This window comes from Enterococcus sp. 9E7_DIV0242 (assembly GCF_002140975.2).
Taxonomy (GTDB): Bacteria; Bacillota; Bacilli; order Lactobacillales; family Enterococcaceae; genus Enterococcus_L; species Enterococcus_L clewellii.
Genome location: NZ_CP147247.1, coordinates 868,102 through 889,476 on the forward strand (window position 1 = coordinate 868,102; position 21,375 = coordinate 889,476).

Annotated in this window: 17 protein-coding genes; 7 read left to right on the top strand and 10 right to left on the bottom strand. The window is 39.5% G+C overall.

Annotated elements, in window-relative coordinates:
- Positions 1–46 precede the first annotated feature (46 nt).
- Positions 47–2,218, bottom strand: coding sequence for a transcriptional regulator (locus A5888_RS04105; protein ID WP_086347955.1), 2,172 nt, complete (start codon positions 2,216–2,218; stop codon positions 47–49).
- 866 nt (positions 2,219–3,084) lie between these two features.
- On the opposite strand from A5888_RS04105, the gene A5888_RS04110 reads away from it, so the two are divergent.
- From A5888_RS04110 to A5888_RS04120, 3 genes are all read left to right on the top strand, one after another.
- Positions 3,085–4,383 (top strand): sensor histidine kinase, encoded by a 1,299-nt coding sequence (locus A5888_RS04110; protein ID WP_086351133.1) that lies wholly within the window; start codon positions 3,085–3,087, stop codon positions 4,381–4,383.
- A gap of 82 nt (positions 4,384–4,465) precedes the next feature.
- The gene (locus A5888_RS04115) at positions 4,466–5,113 is read left to right on the top strand and encodes a LytTR family DNA-binding domain-containing protein (RefSeq protein WP_339101930.1); all 648 of its coding nucleotides are present in this window, start codon (positions 4,466–4,468) and stop codon (positions 5,111–5,113) included.
- Between the two features lie 259 nt (positions 5,114–5,372).
- A complete protein-coding gene (locus A5888_RS04120; RefSeq protein WP_086351135.1) occupies positions 5,373–6,086 on the top strand; it encodes a B3/B4 domain-containing protein in 714 nt (237 codons plus the stop codon).
- Positions 6,087–6,191: 105 nt separating this feature from the next.
- Here A5888_RS04120 and A5888_RS04125 read toward each other — a convergent pair whose 3' ends face one another.
- The 4 genes from A5888_RS04125 to A5888_RS04140 form a co-directional block, all read right to left on the bottom strand.
- Positions 6,192–6,374: a ribbon-helix-helix domain-containing protein gene (locus A5888_RS04125; protein ID WP_086351136.1), complete on the bottom strand. Its 183-nt coding sequence runs from the start codon at positions 6,372–6,374 to the stop codon at positions 6,192–6,194.
- A 98-nt stretch (positions 6,375–6,472) separates the two neighbouring features.
- A complete protein-coding gene (locus tag A5888_RS04130; RefSeq protein ID WP_086351137.1) occupies positions 6,473–7,501 on the bottom strand; it encodes an SPFH domain-containing protein in 1,029 nt (342 codons plus the stop codon).
- A gap of 212 nt (positions 7,502–7,713) precedes the next feature.
- The gene (locus tag A5888_RS04135) at positions 7,714–8,103 is read right to left on the bottom strand and encodes an SRPBCC family protein (RefSeq protein WP_086347956.1); all 390 of its coding nucleotides are present in this window, start codon (positions 8,101–8,103) and stop codon (positions 7,714–7,716) included.
- Between the two features lie 104 nt (positions 8,104–8,207).
- A complete protein-coding gene (locus tag A5888_RS04140; RefSeq protein WP_086347957.1) occupies positions 8,208–8,675 on the bottom strand; it encodes a VOC family protein in 468 nt (155 codons plus the stop codon).
- Positions 8,676–8,931: 256 nt separating this feature from the next.
- Here A5888_RS04140 and A5888_RS04145 point away from each other — a divergent pair, with 256 nt between their 5' ends.
- The 4 genes from A5888_RS04145 to A5888_RS04160 all read left to right on the top strand — a co-directional run bounded on the left by A5888_RS04145 (position 8,932) and on the right by A5888_RS04160 (position 13,776).
- Positions 8,932–9,612, top strand: a complete 681-nt coding sequence (locus tag A5888_RS04145) for a response regulator transcription factor (RefSeq protein WP_086347958.1) — start codon at positions 8,932–8,934, stop codon at positions 9,610–9,612.
- Entirely contained in the window at positions 9,609–10,520 is a 912-nt protein-coding gene (locus A5888_RS04150) for a sensor histidine kinase (RefSeq protein WP_086347959.1), read from the top strand. The genes A5888_RS04145 and A5888_RS04150 overlap by 4 nt, the downstream gene beginning before the upstream one ends.
- A gap of 87 nt (positions 10,521–10,607) precedes the next feature.
- On the top strand, positions 10,608–11,279 hold the full coding sequence (locus A5888_RS04155) for an ABC transporter ATP-binding protein (RefSeq protein ID WP_086347960.1): 672 nt from the start codon (positions 10,608–10,610) through the stop codon (positions 11,277–11,279).
- Between the two features lies 1 nt (position 11,280).
- Positions 11,281–13,776, top strand: a complete 2,496-nt coding sequence (locus tag A5888_RS04160; RefSeq protein ID WP_086347961.1) for an ABC transporter permease — start codon at positions 11,281–11,283, stop codon at positions 13,774–13,776.
- A gap of 266 nt (positions 13,777–14,042) precedes the next feature.
- Here the strand turns inward: A5888_RS04160 and A5888_RS04165 are convergent, their stop codons facing one another.
- The 5 genes from A5888_RS04165 to A5888_RS04185 form a co-directional block, all read right to left on the bottom strand.
- Positions 14,043–15,545: a DUF1846 domain-containing protein gene (locus A5888_RS04165; RefSeq protein WP_086347962.1), complete on the bottom strand. Its 1,503-nt coding sequence runs from the start codon at positions 15,543–15,545 to the stop codon at positions 14,043–14,045.
- A 365-nt stretch (positions 15,546–15,910) separates the two neighbouring features.
- The gene (locus A5888_RS04170; RefSeq protein WP_086347963.1) at positions 15,911–18,394 is read right to left on the bottom strand and encodes a polysaccharide lyase 8 family protein; all 2,484 of its coding nucleotides are present in this window, start codon (positions 18,392–18,394) and stop codon (positions 15,911–15,913) included.
- Positions 18,395–18,610: 216 nt separating this feature from the next.
- On the bottom strand, positions 18,611–19,411 hold the full coding sequence (locus tag A5888_RS04175) for a PTS system mannose/fructose/sorbose family transporter subunit IID (protein WP_170924702.1): 801 nt from the start codon (positions 19,409–19,411) through the stop codon (positions 18,611–18,613).
- Positions 19,404–20,195, bottom strand: coding sequence for a PTS mannose/fructose/sorbose/N-acetylgalactosamine transporter subunit IIC (locus tag A5888_RS04180; RefSeq protein WP_086347965.1), 792 nt, complete (start codon positions 20,193–20,195; stop codon positions 19,404–19,406). Before A5888_RS04180 ends, A5888_RS04175 begins: the two co-directional genes overlap by 8 nt.
- 18 nt (positions 20,196–20,213) lie before the next feature.
- Positions 20,214–21,143, bottom strand: a complete 930-nt coding sequence (locus A5888_RS04185; RefSeq protein WP_086347966.1) for a PTS mannose/fructose/sorbose transporter subunit IIAB — start codon at positions 21,141–21,143, stop codon at positions 20,214–20,216.
- Between the last annotated feature and the right edge of the window lie 232 nt (positions 21,144–21,375).

Here is a 21,375-nt window from a genome sequence, read left to right on the forward strand (position 1 = left end):
TTTTATTTATTACATTATCGAGAATTTTCTCTCAAAGTAACCATGATCAGACTGCCGCATTGACGGTTTTATTTACTTCAACTTCCAGATTTTTCACATTTCCATTGAACATTAAATTGACACGGCAGCGATTTGTTTCTTCATTGATCAAGTAGTCGACATCATCGCCATCTTGAATCACTGAATTGACAAATCCTTTTTGTTCCATCCAACGACTTCTCGTACTCTCAGGATTGTTACTAAAGAAATGCATGATGTTATCCATCTTGAAGTCATTACTTTGGAATCTTAACAATCGCTCGACATACGTACTCACCAAAGTCTTATATGTTTCTTCAAATCCATTAGCACCTTCGTTCAAGCTCCTCGCCTTATAGACAGTCACATTGTTGATTTCTCTATTTTTATAGCTGGCATTTTCAGAAGCAAAACAGAAACCAAAGTTTGTTCGATTGATTTCATTTTTCACATTGTTAGTAAAGCCACTGATTTCCTTGGTCAATGTTGTCAAGGTATGAAGCGAATGATCACGTGCTTCGATGTCATAACGAACACCAGGCATATCCTTCAACACACGATCAAAATGGGTATTCAGATAACTTGGGCATTGACATGCGGCAGTGGTTCCTGCAGCAATATACGCAGCACCAACATATACACCCTCTAACCAAAGCTTCATCATGTCTTCCTTTTCTTTAGAAAGCATCGCGGCATTTTCACCTGCAACCACCATCTTGCTATCAAGAAGAACACCGGATTTATTTTTTGGTATGATCGTGAAATTCGGATAACAAGGAACCGCAAAGGCACTATACTCTTTCTTCATTAACGGCTTACAATGCTCAATGTATTTACTGACTCCATTAGTTGCTAGATCATCAAAGGTCGTTTCTTCTCCGGTCTCAAAGCTGAAATACAACTGGACGTTGTAGTCCTTCAACAGATTAAGCAGAATCGCAAGAGATTCCATCGTATTATCATTACTTTTCTCGATCTTCGCATTCCCTTTAAATCGGTGACGTGACAAATTGACTTCGCTACCACTCGCTAAAGCGATGTTTGCAGCAATCCCCATCCAGATTGTATTTTCAAAATCATTCTTGCTATTGACGGTATTCAAATATTTTTCCAGACGAACAATATTGCTGGATTTTGTCAGCATTTCCAGTCTTGTATTCGTTATTAGTAGCGTCGGCTGCATTTCTTTGTTCTTAGATTGGTACTGGTCAAAGAATAATTTCACTCCAACGATTTTTTCAATCAATGGTTTTACTACTTTCACAAACTCTGATTTTGATTCTTTATAGAAGTTGAGGTAATTATTGAAGTTATTTACTTCAAGACCATAATTGATTTCCGCTTGAGCATCCATAGGTAGTGGACAGAAGGTACGAACAACTAAGTCCATTACATAATCGTTACTTTCTTCTGAAACAGCTTCGTAATCCTCTTTAAAGAATAGAGACAGCTCTTGAGAATTATTTCCTTCTGTAAGGGCAAGCTCTGTGGTTTGCTCTTTTGGCGCTTCAATAATTTTCAATTCTCCATTTTCAGCCATCGTTAGTTTTCCAAGCGTCACCTGCTCCGGTTCACCACCATCTTCGGGCTGGCCCAATAGTAACCGTGTTTTTATATCTTCGATTGCTAACGGCAGCATCGCCATAACATTGTTGTAATTTCCGGAAGCCATTTCAAACTTCTCATTCAATTTGTCGCCAACATCCAGCTTCTTCGGATCTTCTTCCTCTAAGCCTTCATACTGGTCATATAAATAATGAATTTCTTTCCGTACCTGACGGATGTCATCCATCACTTTTTTAGGTGAAATCATGGTTGTAATATTTTCGAAATTGAAGTCGCTGTTTTTCAGGCCGTTCGCATTTTTCGCATCTAGCATCGTAATGATCATTTTGACAAAATCATTTTCTTCGTTAATGGGGATTTCCGTGATACTATCCTCAGGAATTCCTTCCGGCTTTGTTAACGTATAGATGATTCGGCCATTGGCACTATTGAAGAAGGAGTAAACAGTTGGTGAGAATTTTTTCATGAACTCATCAAAACTGCTGACGACCAGCTTCTCGTTAATTTCTTTGACTTTATCATCGCTTAAACTGTCAATTCCTTTTACTTCACCAACTAACGTCAGCAAGTCAGGTTTTTCAGGGTTGATTTCCTGAAAATCAATGGTTCTATTGGTCTGCTCAATAATCTTCATTTTTTTCCTCCATTATTGATAAAACTAGTTATAATTTTATGCCTTTTTATAAATTGAAGATTATCATATTTTTAACAAAAAAAAACAAATTTACCCTAACTTGTCATCTAACAGACCTAAAATGCATTTTCCTACAAAATTACAATCCACGTTTCTCTTCTAAAAACCCTTTCTTCCTACATTCTTTATTTATTCAATTTTTTTATGATTCCAGAAATGCACTCGAAACACCCTTAAATGCACTTTATCCGCTTTATTTTTTATAAAATGTCATTTATAATAATAGAAACATCATAATTTTATGCGATATATATATAAACCAATCTCTAATGTAAAGTTATTTGTTTTTCCGGGTGAAATAGATAAATCTCTTTCTTTATTTTCAAAATAAAATAAGAAAAATTTCATTTATTTTAGTTGTGGTACCTAGAGGAATGAGTAACAAATGAAAAGTAGCAATTAGAGGCTGACTTTAATTATTAGGTCATGAATAAAAAAATAGTGGGCAGATACTTGTGGTTAAACCCTTAGGAATATCTGACCACCCTCCCATGATAAGAGCTGGTTGTCTTTTAATTAGTGTGTAAAATAAGTTTTCTGGTTCGTTGTACGCTACACTCATCTACCAAAAACTCCTCTTATCTTTTTAGATATACCTAGTATTGGAACTATATTTCGCAAATAAAAATGATGTTTGGTTTGTTGTTAGAAATAAAAAGGAGAGAAATTTACATGAACATTTTAAAACACCTATTGACCCCTCATCACAAAAGGAAAAGTAACTGTCACTTCGCAGCTAAAAACATAGAAAAAAACTTTTCTATAGTTGGTATTTGTTCCTTGCAACGTAAAAACGAAACAGTAAAATGGATACAACATTAGCCATTCTGCTGATAGAATTATGCTTGGTTTATCTATTTTTTCCTCGAATAAAATTATTCGGCTATTCACAAAGAAATACACTCATCATATACTTCGGCATCCTACTTTTCTCAAACCTAGGACTTATTGCCGTTGATGATCTTTTAAGTATCTTTGTACTTTTCTTTGCTTGTTTTCTCTTGAATAAACTTGGCTACCTACCGCATTCCTATGTACACTTAGGATTAATAGTTTTTTGCATGTTCGTCTTGTTGCTGATTCTATCTTTTCAAGTGCATAAGTTTTTATCGTTTATTTGGGTATACCCAAATAAACTAGCTAATAGGTATATTATTGTACTCACTAGAATGAGTGTAGGTATTATTCCGCTTTTGTTCTCTCTTGTACAGTCAACAAAGTATGGTTGGATTCGTCGTTTCGAGAAAGGACTCCTACGGGTTGTCCGCACTCTTTTTTTGAGTCCGTTTCACTTGTTGTCTATCTCGTTAGTCGGCACAGCACTTTGCTCGCTTTTTTCTTTTGCCAATAAAATAACACCAGTTTTCTATCTCTTTTTTTTATCATTGCTGGTGATAGTGAGCTTGAGAAGTGATACAAAGAAAATACAGCATGATTCTGATAGAAAAAGGATAGAAACAGATGGCCTTAAGCTTTATTCAGCAACTTTAGAAAACTCACTTTTAGATTTACAAGGATTTCGACATGATTATTTGAATATATTGTCTAGCTTGGAACACGCAATCTATGAAGAAAACATGGATGAATTAAAGCATATTTACGAACAAATTATTTTACCAACAAGAAAGCAACTCACTGAAAACAAGGACTTTCTTTTACAACTCAATGTGCTTGAGCCTGAATTAAAGGCACTACTTGCTAAAAAAATAGTCGAAACAATCGAAAAAAAAATAACGATTAGACTTTCTGTCTTAACCGATCTAAAAAAATGTCCCATTGATTCTCTTGATCTCATCAGAATTTTTTCTATCCTACTGGATAATGCGATTGAAGAAGCTGAAAAATCGGAAAATGGCTCTATTTATTTGTCTTTGTCAGAAAATAGCTGCGGCTATCAACTAGAGATTACTAATAGCTTGCATAGCGACATCACAAATATTCAGTTACTTGCTTCAAAAAATTATTCTACTAAATCGAAGCATTCAGGTTTGGGGCTAACCATTTTAGCTAACCTATTGAGTAAATACCCTTTCACTTCTTTAAAAACAAGTATTTCTGATGATAGATTTACGCAAAGTATTTCAATTTTTTTAAAGGAGAATTAATTGTATGAACGTTTTCGTTTTGGAAGACCAGCTCTATCACCATAATCGGATTGCGTCTCTCCTCAGTAAACTGCAGAGGCAGATGAATTTCATGTTTTCCAGCTTAAACTATTTTGAATCTACTGAAGCTTTTCTTGCAAATAAAGGACTTTTCACAGAGTATGATATTTTTATTTTAGATATAGAAATCCTAGGTGACAAAAAGGCTGGTCTTAAGTTGGCAGCCACCATTCGCAGAGAATTTAAACAAGCTACCATTATCTTTTTAACAGCCTATGGTATGTTAATGAAAGAAACCTTTTTATACCGCATATTTGCCTTAGACTTCATTGAAAAAAATTTATCTGATGAGCTGCTCCTACAACGCCTATGTGATTGTATCCAGTATGTAAAACAGGGGCAGGATAACACCAATGCGGAAGAGCTTTTTATCTTTTCAAATAAATATGCACAAATCAAGTTACCAAAAAATGATATTCTTTATTTTGAAACACTGCCTTATAAGCACAAGATTCGATTAATCGCTAAGAATGAGGTTCTTGACTTTACAAGTAGTCTAAATGAAATAGAAAACCTCGATTCCTCATTTGTCCGTTGCCACAAAGCATTTGTTGTTAACTGGGCGAACGTTGTGACCCTTGATAAATCAGAAAAACTACTTTATTTATCGGGAAACCACAGCTGTCCAATCTCCAGAGCCAACTACAAGAAAATCGTGCAAATGTTTTGAAAGAAAACAGCAGGCACAAAAACTAACATTTTTTTATCAGCTAAAGCTATAAAGGAAAAACAATCAAAAAAAGCAGGAATGATTATTTTCATTCCCTGCTTTTTTGATTGTTGCTCGTTTGCCTAAGTTCAACACTATTCAAAATTGCTTATATCTTTCCTGTTTCCTTCCAAAAAACGATTTCTTCAGAAGCATTTTCATTCCACATTGCCTTCTTTCTTAGAAACCGATACAATCATCATAGAGGAGGTTGATCACAATGAAAAAAGCGATCATCAACAAGGAGTTTTGGGCCATTTTCCCAGAAGCTCAAATCAATTTTTTAGTTATAAAAAATATCGATAACCATATCAAAGAAGCAGACACATCGTATTTTACCGAGTTACTAAGTCATGCTGGAAAAGATGCTGAACAGTTTCTAACGGAGGAGACTTTCAGTGATAACGCTGTTGTCGCTCAGTGGCGTGAGGCATTCAGCAAATTCAAAACGAAAAAAGGCGCACGGTCTTCCATTGAAGCCTTATTGAAAAGGGTAAGTCAGCAACGAGAGTTCCGTCCAATCAATCCTCTTGTTGATATCTACAACAGTATCTCTTTAAAATACGGCGTGCCTAGCGGTGGTGAAGATATCGATAAAATAGAAGGAAATTTATCTTTAGGAAAAGCTCAGGGCGGTGAAAACTTCTTTCCGCTTGGTGCTGAGAAAGATGCGCCAGCCTTACCAGAAGAGCTTATTTACTTTGATGATAATGGTGCGATTTGCAGATGCCTCAACTGGCGCGAAGCTCAACGGACGATGCTGACTGAGGAAACGAAAAATGCCATTCTTGTCATCGAATCTGTGAACGAAGAGCAACGCGAACGAGCAAATCAGGCAATCGAAGAACTGAAGAATCTAGTAGATGACTATTTCAATACAAACAGTATCGCTTATACTGTATCTGAACAAGCAGCAGAAATTGAAATCGGCTAAAGAAAGCAACGAGCACAATGAAAAAAATCCCCGTTAGACGTCATTTTTACAGCTGACATTTAACGGGGATTCTATTATCTGGAAACACTTATAGAAACAGGTTTCCTACTCTTTCTTCTCTTTTGTATCGGTGCCTTTTCGCTTTTTGACGGCCTCCGTTAATAGGTATTCTATTTGCCCATTCACACTGCGGAATTCATCCTCCGCCCATGCTGCTAACTCGTTATATAGTGCGGTAGAAAGGCGCAGCGGTACTTGTTTTTTTGTTTTCTGCTCTTTTCCTTCCATGATAACAATCCTCTCCGCAGAAGCTGTAACAATTATATCATAGCTTCCAAAATCTGACGAAACGGTGCTCTCAGAGCCGCCGCTTTTATCACAACTTCCTAGTACAACGAGCCACTATTTACGATAGGCTGAGCATCTCGATTCCCACAAAGAACGACCATTAGATTGCTGACCATCGCAGCCTTACGTTCATCATCCAATTCGACGATTTCCTGTTCACTCAGTTTTTCTAGTGCCATTTCTACCATTCCAACAGCTCCTTCAACGATCAGTTGACGAGCATCCACAACAGCAGAGGCTTGTTGACGTTGCAGCATTGCAGCCGCAATTTCAGGGGCATAAGCCAAATGAGTGATACGAGCTTCGGTGATTTCCAGACCAGCTACAGTTACTTTTGACTGGATCTCTTCGGTTAAACGATTACTGATTTCCTGACTTGAACCACGAAGACTTTTTTCATTGGCATCTTCATTGTCTGCCGCATCATAGGAATACAAACGTACGATATTTCTCAGTGCTGAATCACACTGGATCGACAAATATTCCGTAAAATTATCAACATCGAACATTGCTTTTGCTGTATCTGCCACTCGCCAGATAACGACAATACTGATGATAATTGGATTCCCCAGTTTGTCATTGACTTTCTGTTTGTTGTTGCTCAATGCCATTGTTTTTAATGACAGCTTGCGTGATGCTCGTTGTTGATGGGCATTGGCGCCTTTAGCTGTTGTTTCCGGCTCTAGAGCAGGTGCATTTTCAGCAGAAGATAAAGCTGTTGGCATTGGTACAGCAGTTGTGAAAGGGTTGACGAAATAAAAACCTTCGCCCTTCAATGTCCCAACATAGCGTCCAAACAACGTCATGACCATTGCTTCGTTAGGTCGAATAACTTTAAGACCCATAAACAAAAGTGGCATAGGTATACACCAGTAAAAGATACTCAGTCCCAACAACGTACCACCTAATGCAAACGACTCACTATCCAGATAAACAACACTGAATATAAACGCAGCAATCGATAAAACAATGCCTAAAAGATTCAATAACAGCATTGGCATACCACTCATTGCTTTTAATCGAACCTCCTGTGAAGGTGCTTTACTTTCCAATTTTTGATTTTCCATTTTTCTCCATCCTCCTAATGATATCAAATTGATATCACTTAAATATTACAATAATATTACCAGATAAATAACTGAATGTCAAAGAAGTGTTGTAACTATTTTTTTCTATATGAAAATCCGTTGCTCTCTAACTGATCAATCACACCAGCTTTATAACAACGGATTCTTTTCTTTCTATATATGTTCATTCAATGGAATACTTTTTTGTTCTCCTAAATTACAGCCCGGAGATCCTTCATGTATTGTGCCTGTTGCTTTTTTAGATAGGCTTTAACAAAGGGCTTCATCCACAGTTTTTTCGCTGTCACATTTTCAGTGAACACAATTTCAGTTTTCTCTCCTTTTCGGGAAAACGACCCTGTCCAGCTCCCCTTAATGTTGTCGTTTTCTAAATCAAAGGACCAATAGTTAAGATAGTCTGTTGCAGTAATCGTGAATGTTGTTGTATAACCTTCTGGTGTATATTCAATGAACTTCGTATTGCTGATAATTTCTACTCTATCTAAATCACTTCGCCAGGAATAATCCGTAAGCGATGTAACGATGGACCAAATCTGCTCAATCTCACAATCAAAAACGGCTTTCACTGTAGCTGTTGCCATCTTGTACCTCCTATAAAATTATTTCTAAATACGAATACTTCTATAAATAACTTCTAACAGTGTAATCAGAACACTCTGTCTTTTCAACATGCCTCAGCTAATCATTATCCTTGAATAATTTTTTCAACCATTCCTTTTTTCATATAGGTTTTCTCAACTAGCTCGTCTACAGTCAGCCCCTCATTATACAGGCGTTTGACCATTACTTTCAAGTCTTCCCCCACTTCAACAATGTGTCCATCTGGATCATATACCCGAACGACCTTCTGGCCCCACGGCATAATTAAATCTGAACCGACCATTTCAACATTTTTTGTCTTAAGTCGTTCTAAAAAGCCATCGAAGTTCTCTTCTTCAAAGTACATTTCCGTGACATTGCCGCGATAGCTGAAAAAATCCTGTTCACAATTGGTAAAAGCCATCCATGAGCTTTCGGTTTGAAGTCCCATTCCTCCAGTTAATGTCACATTTTCTCCCAGATCAGCGATCACTCTTACTCCAATAGTCTGTGTATAAAATGCTTTTGATTTTTCTATATCCTTTACAACCAGCATTGGTCCTCTAAATTTCATCGATTTTCCTCCTATATTCCTATTTCCATCTATTATACCAAAGGAAGAAAAAGCAAATCGCACACTTTCTGCCCAAAAATGAATGGTACTCATTCCTATGTCATACAGCCAGCTTTCATTGCTCCTGTTTTAGAACAGCAACATCGCTTAATTGTTCTATGACTTTCTACAAAACTCACGCAAGCTAGAAAAAGGTACTTTCCATCCCTTGAAAATATTGTATGATAAAAGAAAGACAATCGAAAGGACTATCCGTATGAAAAATATTCTACTATTAGAAGACGACAGTGCACTAAGAAAAGGAATCGTCTTATCCCTATCGGATGAACGCTATCACTTTATCGAGTGCTGTACCATTCAAGAAGCACGTGAGCATCTCCAACAAAAAAAAGTGTTTGACCTTTTTTTACTGGATGTGCAGTTACCAGATGGAAATGGTTTTGACTTCTGTCAAGAGCTTCGAGCTGCGCTGCAAACGCCCATCATCATGCTGACTGCCAATGATTCCGAGTTTGATATCGTCACTGGATTTGCTTCAGGAGCAGATGATTATATTACAAAACCATTCAACCTCTCCATCTTACGCGCAAGGGTTGCCGCGGTGTTGAGACGGACTGGTGGGATGGTTTCTATTTATGAACAAAACGGTTTTGTGTTCGATTTTGAACAAATGATCGTGAAAAAAGACTCTGTCTCGATGGACTTTAGTAAAACAGAGCTTCGCTTGCTCAAATTATTTGTTAGTAATCCCAATCGAATCTTGACCCGAGAGCAGCTAGTTGACGCATTATGGTCGATCGATGCCAATTTTGTAGATAAAAATGCCCTATCAGTGACAATCAACCGCCTACGAAAAAAGCTTGAAACAAACACGACAAAACCAACGTTTCTAAAAACTGTCTACGGTATTGGCTATCGTTGGGAAGTGAAGCTATGAGCGTCCTTTCTCTCGGTGGAATGATAACTCTTTGGATCCTCGCAAGCGCTATTGCTGTTTTTGGGATCGTTCAACGCTATCAAGCAAAAAAAGTGATGGCACGTTTGGACCACACATTAGAAAAAGCAATCGCAGGAGAACCACTCCAAGCTCACTTTAATGAGGCCTATACATCAAAAATCGAGGAGCAACTCCAGCAATTTTTAGCGATTCAACAGCAACAAACTGAAAAGAGTCAGACAGAAAAAATCGCTGTTAAGCAGTTGATCGCCAATATCAGCCACCAAACCAAAACACCATTGGCTAATATTCTTTTGTACAATCAACTGATAACAGAAAAATCACAGGAACCCCAAATACAGGCATTCTCAGCTGAAATCATGCGTCAATCTGAAAAAATGCAGTTTTTCATTGAACGTTTGACAAAAGCTGCTTATTTAGAAGACGACCTGATTCAGTTAACGAAAAGTGAACAAGCGGTGATGTCGTTATTGACTGAAGCTGTAGATTCTGTCAAAGCGAAAGCCGAAGAAAAGCAAATCAAGCTAGACTTACAAGCGACCTCCCTCTCTATCTTCTACGATTTTCGTTGGACTTTGGAAGCTGTCGTGAATGTCTTGGATAACGCGATCAAATACTCCCCACCCCACACAACTATCACCATTAACTGCGAAAGCTATGAGTTTTTCTTCCGAATCACAATCTCAGATGAAGGGCCAGGCATTCGGGAAGAAGAACAAGCGCAAGTCTTTGAACGATTTTATCGCGGAAAAGCTGCTCAAGCATCAGAAGGTCTAGGCATTGGTTTATTTCTGGTAAGAGAAATCCTTTTTGGTCAAGGAGGCTTTGTCAAGCTGGCAACGAACAAAAAACAAGGAACCGCTGTTAGTTTATTTTTGCCAAAATAGAATCTTGCATGATTGTTAGATTTAAGAAAGAAGTCTGAAAGAATGATTCTGTATCTTAGAGTTATCAAAAGTTAAGGAGAATGAAAAATGGATAGTTTAAGAGCAGAACATCTAAAGAAATATTATGGGAATGAGAAAACACGGGTCAAAGCATTGGATGATGTCTCTCTCGTTGTTACTCAAGGAGAGTTTGTTGCGGTCGTCGGAACATCCGGTAGTGGAAAATCCACACTCCTACATATGTTAGGCGGACTGGATCGATTGACAGAAGGAAAAATCTGGATCGATCAACAGGATATTTCTCAGCTATCAGAGGATGAGCTGACTATTTTTCGAAGACGGCGTATCGGATTTATCTTTCAAAGCTTTCATCTGCTACCTCTAATGAACGTCTACGAGAACATCGTTTTACCTATTGAGCTAGATGGCGGGACAATTGATGAAGCATACATTGATGCAGTGTTGCATACATTGAACTTAACTGAAAAGAAGTTTGAACAGCCAAACAATCTTTCTGGAGGACAGCAACAGCGTGTAGCGATTGCCAGAGCGTTGGCTGCCAAGCCTTCGATTGTGCTGGCTGATGAACCAACAGGGAATTTGGATAGTAAGACGACGATCGATGTTCTCGGTCTTTTGAAAACAACAAGCGAACGTTTTAATCAAACCATCGTCATGATCACCCATGATGAAGAAATTGCCCAGCTTGCTCATCGTATCATTCGTATTGAAGACGGCAAAGTGATTGGTGGTGTCTAAGATGATACAGGTGAATAACAGAAAAATCATCCGTAAGCTGGCACACGATCAATTGAAAGGGCAAAAAACTCGTAGCATTCTGTTGACCCTAGCCATTTTTTTATCGGCATTTATGTTGACGACCGTCTGCAGCTTGGGAGTTACCTACTATACCTCGCTCACAGATTTTAACCTCTCAATCAATGGCAGTGATTATGATGGCTTGATCAGCGGTCCTACGCCAGAGCAAATTGAAGCAGCTAAATCATTGCCCGAGGTTACTCATGCCGGGATTATGGTCGGCTGTGTAACCATTACCGAGTATAATGAAATGCCTGTATCTACAGCACTTGCTTGGTCAGACGAAACCAATTGGTCCATCCAATTGAAGCCGGCCTTTAAATCGTTGGAAGGAAACTATCCGGAAAAGCGAAATGATGTGCTCCTTTCCAAAGTCGCGTTGAAAAAAATGGGTATCACTGACCCAAAGCTAGGAATGTCTCTTGATCTAACATTTGCTGCCTACGATGGGATAAAACAGGAAACCTTTGTCTTATCCGGCTATTTTAACGATTACTCTAATAAAGATCGCGGCTTCATTTCAAAAGTCTTCAATGAAGCTTATGGTACTGCTACAGATGATTTGGATCGCGGACGTCTTTATCTTAATTTCACAACCCCTTTTATCAGCGAAAACAGAGTGCGTGAGATGGAAAAACAATTGAAATTAGGTGATTACCAAAGGCTTTATACAGATACTGAACGCGGTGGTATTATAATGCAAATGCTACTGGCCCTTGCATTGGTCGTCTTATTGATCATGTTGACAGCTTACTTGCTGATCCACAACATTTTATTGATTTCTATTAGCAAGGACATTCGATTCTACGGTCTTCTAAAGACGATTGGAACGACCACTAAACAACTTAAGCGAATGGTTTATCGTCAGGTCTTTGTGTTAACTGTTATCGGGCTTTCTCTAGGGTTATTCTTAGGTGGGCTAGTCTCACAGCGACTTGTACCGAGCATGTTGTCAGCTTTGTCCGTCTATGATATCCCCATGACAACCAGTTTCCATTATTCGATCTATCTTATTGCAGCATTATTTGTATTACTTACTGTTTTCAGCAGCAGCTATCAACCTGCTAAGCTTGCCGCCGCCATTTCTCCTATTGAAGCAGCTACTTATGAAGGCAGCCGACAACGTAAAAAGCAGAAAGCATCTAAAAATGGTAGTAAGATCTGGGGGATGGCGCTAAACAATATTTTTCGAAACAGAGTACAGGCTTTCCTTGTATTCTTATCACTCTTTGTCGGAGTCACGTCCTTCATGGCTGTTGTCACGATCATTTCAGGAAATGAAGCAGATAAAATTTTGAATACACTCGACCTTCCGGATATGGCGTTGATCAACAAAACCTCGGGCGAGGACGAGCAGACACATCTCTTCACAGATGAGACTTTAGCTGAGATTTCCGCTATTAAAGGGGTAGCAACTATTTATCCGATTACAGCAGTTACTGTACCAATTGAAAAACAAACGGTTTTCACGCCCTATTATGAGCAAGCCTTCGATAGGTTCTATCAATATGAGTTTGAGAAGGGGATGGAAGAAATGGAGGCGTATCCGAAGAATTTTAGGTTGACTTTTATCGGAATTGATGATGAACACTTTGATAAGCTGGCCAAAACACAGCCACTCACCATTGACCGGGAAGCATTTATTGCCGGAGATGTTGGAATCCTCCATACACTTCCCTTATTAGCAGATTCGTTAAGCGGGGTACTCTCTCAAGAAATCAGCTATCCGGCATTTGATGATACTCAAGAGATAACTGTTGGCGCCATAGAAGAACGTCTCGTTTCTGCCCAATATAGCGAATTCTATCCAGAACTGATTGTGTCTAACCGTTTTCTTAAACGAATGATGGAAAATGGCGCATTTGAGGCTCATGAAAAAATGCATGGGAAAACACCGTTTATCGACCATTTAGACATCCAATTTAAAGAGACCTATGATCGAAAAACTGATCAAGCGATCTTACATTTGATTCAAGAAAATAAGTATATCGATCATGAATCAAAAATCAGCCGCTATGACAATATGAAGCAGTCTGAAACACAGCTTATCTTTATTGGAGGAAGCGTCGCCTTTATTCTCGCCTTTCTAGGTTTAATGAATTACATCAACTTGATGGCTACAAGTATCAACAGTCGGTTGAAGGAATTTGCCATCCTCCAAAGTATTGGCATGACAACGAAACAGCTTAGAAAAATGCTGCTTTTGGAAGGCTTAGGCTACAGCTTGATTTCTCTGTTACTGACCACAACGTTTGGTCTGGGTATCACCTACGCAATTTTTACTGCGACCAATGAATATGGTGTACCCTTTGAAATCCCTTGGCTTTTTGTTAGCATCATCTACGCTGTCGCTCTTTTGATCTGCCTCAGCATTCCGTTGCTTACACTTAACTATTTCAAACAAAGTAGCATTGTTGATAAACTAAAAAAGGACTAAACTGATTGCTTTTATACGCAAGCTAGCCCAGCAAGTGATACTGGGCCGTATGCGCGACGGGTAGGCGTTAGAGCAACTAATTAGAGTGAACTAGCGGAATCCTCAAAATTAACCTAAAAGTGAACCTCAATAAGCGAGCGACCTACAAGCCGCTCCTGTCAGTTTTATACTGAGAGGAAATGGCATATAGGTCGCTTGCTTGCGCTTCTATTCAGTTCGGCGGCAATACTACTATTTAGTATTTGATCCGCTTTTTTGGTATTCTCTTATTGATGATACAGTTGCTCAGATGGGTAAGCCGCTGTAGAAGTAATATCAATGCCCAGTTTTCTTAGGACCTGTTCATTATTTTTGCTTAATATAACAGTCGAATGGGCTTGCGCATCCTCTAGCTCTACCAGCTTTTCATACGCTCGTTGTGCGGTCGGATTTGTAACTGCGCTAATAGCCAACGCGATTAGGACTTCGCTGACATCAAGAGAATGATCCTTCATATGCATCTCATTTTTCTTCAGCTTTTGAATCGTCTCAAGAGTAATTGGTGATAATAAATGGATATCATCGTCAATTTTTGCCAGTGCTTTTACTGCATTCAAAATAACAGAAGCCGGTGCCTCCATTAAAGGGGTTGCTCTTCCTGTGATGATTTCCTTTGATGGTAATTCCAAAGCAATAACCGCTGCCGGATCTTTCGTCAATGATTCAAACTTCTCTGCATAGGCATGTGCCGGAGCAACTACTTTCCGATCTTCCGGCTTTAAGCCAACCTCTTCCATAATCAGGCTGATTCGATTCACGGCTTCTTCATTAACCAATCCCTTTTTGAAATCACATTCCGTCTGAAAATAACGGCGAATGATTTCTTGCCGAGCTGCCTCTTGAATCACCTCATCATTGATAATACCTGCCTCAATTCTGTTAACGCCCATATCTGTCGGAGATTTATAAATGGATTCCTGATTCGTGATTTTTTCAATGATTCGTTTGATGACCGGAAATGTCTCGATATCCCGATTGTAGTTGACTGCCATCTCTCCATAATAATCTAAATGGAAAGAATCGATCATGTTTACATCGCCTAAATCCACTGTGGCAGCTTCATATGCGATATTCAATGGATGCTTCAAGGGAACATTCCACACAGGAAACGTCTCAAATTTCGAATACCCTGCCGCATGCCCTTTTTTACTTTCATGATAAAGCTGATTCAAACAGGTAGCCAGCTTGCCACTTCCAGGACCAGGTGCCGTTACAATTACAATCGGTTTTTCCGTTTTAATGTATTCATTTTTGCCGAAGCCTTCGTTCGACACAATTTTTTCAACATTCAATGGATAATTTTCAATCGCTTCATGCTTGTATACTTTGATATTTCTGCGTTCCAGCTTATTGATGAACACTTCTGTTGCTGGCTGATTGTTATAGCGGGTGATTACAACACTATTGACCAGTAACCCATAACCTCTCAGCTCATCGATCAGACGTAAAATGTCCATATCATACGTGATTCCATAATCGCCACGGATCTTATTCCGCTCAATATCTCCAGCATACAAGCAAATCAGGATCTCCGCCTGATCTTTCAGCTTTTGCAAAAGCTTTACCTTGGCGTCTTCTTGAAAGCCCGGCAACACACGTTTTGCATGCTTATCATCCACTAATTTTCCACCAAATTCCAGATACAGCTTATCGTATTGATTTACCCGTTCTAAAATGTACTGAGATTGTTCTGTAAGATATTTTTCCGAATCAAATCCAATTTCTCTCACCAAGACTCCTCCTTATAGTTGAGACTGTCTCTTATCTATACCCTGAGCCAGTTTCCTTGCGAGGCTCGTTCTTCTCATTCCAAAAAAATAAGAATCGCACCTTCTATCCTCGACCATTCCATAACATTCTTCCATTAATCGATGCATTCGTCAATAAAAAACTTCACTAAAATCCTTGAATCACAAAATTTCAGCAAAATGCCCGAATTCTTTTTCTTTCATAGTGTTCGAGTAACATAAAAAAGAAATTCGATCGTTGTCAAAAGGACAAAGCGATCGAATTTCCAGACAAACAATCTATCGCCTGAAATGCACAAGCTCTTTATTGGTAATCCATAACCTAGTTCTTCTAAAACAAGTTTGGTTTATTCCACAACAATCTGTTTGCTGTCGCCGTTTCTGTTTAGGAAATCGATGGTAAAAATATCTTGGGAACTATCATAGGTGATCCCTTCACTCATTGTCAGAATCTCTGCATAATCTTTCGGAAGCTTTATTTGCATCTTCACATTGGATTGTGTCGGTTCAGACAAGACATACGCCTTTTTTACGCCTACTTCTTGCTTCACTAAAGATACTGGTTTATCCGAGCTGATTCCAGCCACTGTCCCACCATCGGCTTTCCAGATATTGATCCCTGTATATCCTTGCTCCTTCAGCGTGACCGCCTGAATATTGGCAGAGTTTTCCAAGATTTTTACTGGTTTTTCTTCAGCATAGGTCTTTAGCTGTGCTTCATCGATTCCTGGTAGAACGACGTACGCGTACGTTGCACCGGAAGGCTGTGAGCCATGATTAATCAAAAACTTCCGATACTCGCCTGTATAAACATCATTGCTTGGAAATGCCTCATTGATTTCTCGGTACGTACCCGTCCGTGTCTCACTGACTACATCAACCATTTCTTCATTCGGGAAGTAATAGCCAATCGAAGCAGTGGCATGATCTGAGTTCAAAAGCAGCCACTCTTTTCGACTTTTTTCTATCGGTTCAGTAATCGCCCCAACATTTGAGAGAACTTGATACTCATAGGCCTCATTTAACAGACGATTGTCAACTACCGTTTCTATAGAAGCAGTGGTATTCCCTGTTATCCCAGCTCCTAAAGCAACGATCTGGCCATCAAGAACAAACCATGATTTTTTCCCTTGCAGATTCATCGGTAAAACCTGTCCGTTATTCTTCGTACCCGCTTTGTTTAGCGCCATTCCGATAACTGCTTGATCATCCAGCGCAACGCCTCCGACCCATTTTTCTTTCGACGTCACTGTTGTAAATGCAGAAATTTCATCCTGTAAAGAAACGGTGTCAACAGTGGTTCCCGGTAATCGATAGGGATCGACTGTCGGCCAATAAGCTTGATTAAATTGCACCTCATCATCATTATAGAGGTACAGCATACCATCAGCCGTATGCCAGCCTCGTTTATTTTCCTTATTCCCAGCTTCAAAAGAAGAAACACGATTAGAATACATGCTCAGACTTGCCATATAACTCGACGTTCTTTGAACAAATCGATCCATTGATGCATATAGTTTCGTTCCAACAAATGGCAACTGATTTCCAATAACAGAAGAATCTTCAAATAGGGAGAGTGTCATCAACAGGTCATTATAGTCTCTTGTATTGGTTAAATAGTACGCTGGATTTTCGTTCATCCAGTATTTTACTGCTTCCTTTAGCTTCTTTTGACTTTCTTGCGGTGCAAATTTCGCCACGATCAGTAAATTATACATGGTTGTCGAGCCATACCCGGTTTTGGTTTTTGAAGGCGCTCTGGAAATTGAACGTCCATTCACTCCTGGCAACATCTCACCTTGATAGATCAACGGCAGAAACGCTCGTTCGACATTTTCAACAAAAGCCTGAATAACCTCAGGTGCCATCTCAAACTCTGAATCTTGTGTAATGCTAAGGATTTGCCCTACCCCTTTTACTAGGACATTCCCATAAGAACCAGTATACGGGATCGTGTTATGCTGAATAAATGACCCATCCGCGTAAAATCCGTCTCCTTTAGTTACTAATTCAAACACATCAACTATACTTTCCGATGCCTGACGAATCTTTGCAGCATCCTGCTGTAAAATCCCCAACCCCAACACTGTTTGTGCCAAATCTGTTCGATTCGCGCCAGAAGTTACAAAGTTGGGAATAAAAGCGAGATCGATGAAAACACCCTGTGGTTTTGTGTAAAGCTGCTTAAACGGGTCAGGAACATAGCCGCTGATCGCTTCTGTATATGTCTGCATTTTCCCGGCAGACAACTCGTCTCCAAGGACCATCAAAATACTGGTAAATTTCTGTGGAACCCCAATTTGCCAATCCCACCAATTGCCATGATACTTCTTTCCATCATAGCCCTTTTTGGTAACCATAAAATCCAAGCCCTCTTCAATTGCCGAAAGAACAGTTGCATCCTCATAGAAGCTAGTCCCTTTCGTTCCATAGGCTAACGCCAGCTTTTGAAGCTTAGTAAATTGAGTCGTCAGATCAGCAGAAGCTGTATTCCCTGCTTCAAGAGGCCAAAGATAAGTCCGATCCGGACTCTTATCCATTTTCTGATATAAATCCTCCGCAGCTGATGAAAGTGTTTGGACATAATTGACGATTTCGGGGGTACCTTCATCATACTGATCAGAAACCAGCTGCGCTCGCCATTTCTGTTGAAGCTCTTGATAGCTTGATGCCCCTTCTTGATAAGTCTGGTCCATAATTTGCTCCGCATTCACTTGAATCGGATAGTCGAACGTTTCTTCTGCTGATACAACTGTACCGTTCGAAAGAGCCGCTCCTGCCAAGATAGAACAACCAATAAATAAGATAGCGCTTTTGTAACCTGTTGTCATTTTTCCACGTCCTCTTCATTTAATTGTTTCCCCTATTCCCCGTTACTTAGCTGCTCAGCCCGACCACTTCTTTCACTCCTCCTTCCAAGACCGGCAACCGATTATCAAAACCTCAAACTACTGATCCAATACAGTAGTTTGGAGACGTACGCCAGATTATTTCACAAAAAAACTGTAGAATTCACAAAGAATGTATTCTACAGCTTTTCTCTCACATTACCCTAATATACCTAATGCGCTAAGCACGATAGACAGAATCAAAATCAACCAGATTACGCGTGTTGAATTCAATTTTTTCTGTCCCAACATCCAGTAAGTCAGCATTACCAATAGGATTGGAACTAATGATGGCAGGATTGCATCCAATGTATCTTGAATAACCAATTCTACGCCATCTTTTTTATAAACAAATGGAACCGTCGCTTTTACTACAGATGGAATCAAAGCCCCGATAACAGTAACTCCAAGAACAGTTGCCGCATTTGTAAAGGCAGCCAATTTATCCTTCAAAGTCGTGACTAGCTTCACACCTTGTTTGTAGCCTAGCGGCAGTAGAGCCGCGCGTCCAAACAGCAAAGCGATATTAGCAATGATCCAAATAACACACCCTACAACAGAGCCATTTTGTGCCAATGTACCGGCAATCGACCCAAAAATCGTTCCCCAAATGACATGGAATAAAGAATCACCTACACCAGCCAGAGAACCCATCAAAGCTGTTTTCAAAGCAACGATCGTGTCTTTCGCTTTGTAACCATCTTGTTCCTCGATTGCTACATCGATCCCCATGATCAAATTACCAAAAATTGCGTTAGTATTAAAAAACTGATTGTGCGTACGGAGCATATCTTGTAACTGTGTTTCATCATGGCCATAGAATTTTTTCAGCACAGGTAAGATACCATATAGATACCCGGTACTCATCATCCGTTCATAGTTCCAGTTCAATTGACTTCCCAAAATATAGCGCCAACTGATGGCATTTAATTCCTTCGTCGTTAATTTTTGATTACTCATCCCCGTCATATCCTCCTTCAAAAGTTTCTGAGCCTGAAGCTGATTGTGTCACAGGCTTCGCACTGTCGCGTTTGAAAACCAACATCGCTGCGACTACACCAATAATTGAAACACCTAGCATCGGTACTTGTAGATAGGCAGCTAAAAAGAAACCTAGTAATAAATACGGAATGTATTGTTTGGTTGGTAAGTAGCGAAGTAAGATCGCCACACCGACTACTGGTAGAACGCCACCAGCTGTTTTCAGTCCTGTCATCAGCCATTCCGGCGTGTTTTCAGTGATTGTTGTTACTGCCGCATCACCAACCAGAAGCATCAGAAGGATTGGAATGGCACGAGATAATCCCCATAGGAACGAACCTGATAAAACGAAACGCGGGATACGATTGACCTGCATGTTGTCGATGGCTTTATCTACACGGTGTAACAGATAAACATTACAAAAACGTGCAACAACATCCAGTTGAAGCATCAGCAGAGAAACGGGAACAGCTAAACCAATGCCATATTCTGCCCCTTTTCCGGAAATCACTGCAAACGCAGTCCCCATTACAGCACCTGTGAAATAATCTGGTACTGAGGCACCACCAAAGGCTGCAATCCCAAGGCGCATTAGCTGTAATGTTCCTCCGACCATCAAGCCTGTCTTGATATCCCCCATGATCATTCCTGAAATCATTCCGGCTATTGCCGGCTGTGTCAAAGTATTTGAAATAAGTGAGTCATTGATTGCAATAAATGCATAAACCGTAATAAGAATGATTTGATACGCAGCTAAATGCATGATGTTTTCCTCCTGAAATTAATTTCTTAGCTTATCCATAAAATCGATTGATGGATCGTTTGGTACAAGTTGCGCGGTGATTTTTACACCTTTTGAAGTGATGACTTCAAAGACCTGTTCTTCTTCTTTCAGCACCTGAATACTCTTTGTCACTTCTCTGGCGCCTTCTTTGTAGCTCATATTCCCAACATTCACAGTTTCCAGCATTCCCCCTGCTTCCAGATATCTCAGAACATCGGTCGGATTCTTGAATAGTAAAAATAGTCTTTGCTTCCCATACTTTCCTTTTTGAATGTTCTCTGCTGCTTCTGCTACAGGTAATACAGATAAACGCATAGATGTTGGCGCTGCCATTCGAAGCGATGATTTTTGCAAAGGATCAGCTGCTGCTTCATCATTGGCAACAATAATACGCTGTGTATCCAAACTTGTTGACCAAATACCAGCCACTTGACCATGAATCAACCGCTCATCGATTCTAACATTTACAAGATTGGCCTTTCCTTCATACGCCTCGTAGTTAGACAAATCTACTTCTGTTGACTGCCCATCGGTAGACGCTTGATCTACTTGCTTCATTTTTGCTTTAACGTCTATCAAACTGTCTTTTGAGAGCTTCACTAACTCTTCCGCAGTGATTTGTGGATTGACAGCCGCCTCGATGACTAAAGGAAGTGACATCCCCGCAACGATTTCGACCTGTTCATTGTCTAAAAAGTTTTTTACCGCCACATTACACGGGGTTCCACCAGCCAAATCTGCAATAATCAACGTTTTCCCGTTAAGGGCTTTCATTTCCGCCAATAAATCATTTTCAAACTGGATATTGTCTCCATCCGGTTTCAGTGAAACAATACTAACTTGTTCCTGTCGACCAACAATCATTTCCAGACTGCTTTTGACCCCCTCAGCCATTTTGCCATGACTGATCAATAAAATATTTCTCACTCGTTTTCCCTCCTTAAGTGTCGATTGTTTTCACTTAACATGTTATATCGCTTACAAACATACTATATCACATGTTAATTCATCCGTAAACCTAATATCTTAATATATTGAATTTTTCTTGAAATTTTAGTTACACGTTATTATATTTTAGAATGGCGTAAAAATAAAGCGATTGCTAAAGTTAAGTTGACATGTTATCCTTGGATAGACAATAGTTATAGAATTGGAGGAA

What these genes read in the sequence shown, in the direction of transcription:
- A5888_RS04105 (WP_086347955.1), bottom strand. Translation starts at nt 2,218, where the DNA reads ATGAAGATTATTGAGCAGACCAATAGAACCATTGATTTTCAGGAAATC.
- A5888_RS04125 (WP_086351136.1), bottom strand. Translation starts at nt 6,374, where the DNA reads ATGGAAGGAAAAGAGCAGAAAACAAAAAAACAAGTACCGCTGCGCCTT.
- A5888_RS04130 (WP_086351137.1), bottom strand. Translation starts at nt 7,501, where the DNA reads ATGGAAAATCAAAAATTGGAAAGTAAAGCACCTTCACAGGAGGTTCGA.
- A5888_RS04120 (WP_086351135.1), top strand. Translation starts at nt 5,373, where the DNA reads ATGAAAAAAGCGATCATCAACAAGGAGTTTTGGGCCATTTTCCCAGAA.
- A5888_RS04135 (WP_086347956.1), bottom strand. Translation starts at nt 8,103, where the DNA reads ATGGCAACAGCTACAGTGAAAGCCGTTTTTGATTGTGAGATTGAGCAG.
- A5888_RS04140 (WP_086347957.1), bottom strand. Translation starts at nt 8,675, where the DNA reads ATGAAATTTAGAGGACCAATGCTGGTTGTAAAGGATATAGAAAAATCA.
- A5888_RS04110 (WP_086351133.1), top strand. Translation starts at nt 3,085, where the DNA reads ATGGATACAACATTAGCCATTCTGCTGATAGAATTATGCTTGGTTTAT.
- A5888_RS04150 (WP_086347959.1), top strand. Translation starts at nt 9,609, where the DNA reads ATGAGCGTCCTTTCTCTCGGTGGAATGATAACTCTTTGGATCCTCGCA.
- A5888_RS04160 (WP_086347961.1), top strand. Translation starts at nt 11,281, where the DNA reads ATGATACAGGTGAATAACAGAAAAATCATCCGTAAGCTGGCACACGAT.
- A5888_RS04115 (WP_339101930.1), top strand. Translation starts at nt 4,466, where the DNA reads ATGAATTTCATGTTTTCCAGCTTAAACTATTTTGAATCTACTGAAGCT.
- A5888_RS04180 (WP_086347965.1), bottom strand. Translation starts at nt 20,195, where the DNA reads ATGCATTTAGCTGCGTATCAAATCATTCTTATTACGGTTTATGCATTT.
- A5888_RS04145 (WP_086347958.1), top strand. Translation starts at nt 8,932, where the DNA reads ATGAAAAATATTCTACTATTAGAAGACGACAGTGCACTAAGAAAAGGA.
- A5888_RS04155 (WP_086347960.1), top strand. Translation starts at nt 10,608, where the DNA reads ATGGATAGTTTAAGAGCAGAACATCTAAAGAAATATTATGGGAATGAG.
- A5888_RS04175 (WP_170924702.1), bottom strand. Translation starts at nt 19,411, where the DNA reads ATGAGTAATCAAAAATTAACGACGAAGGAATTAAATGCCATCAGTTGG.
- A5888_RS04170 (WP_086347963.1), bottom strand. Translation starts at nt 18,394, where the DNA reads ATGACAACAGGTTACAAAAGCGCTATCTTATTTATTGGTTGTTCTATC.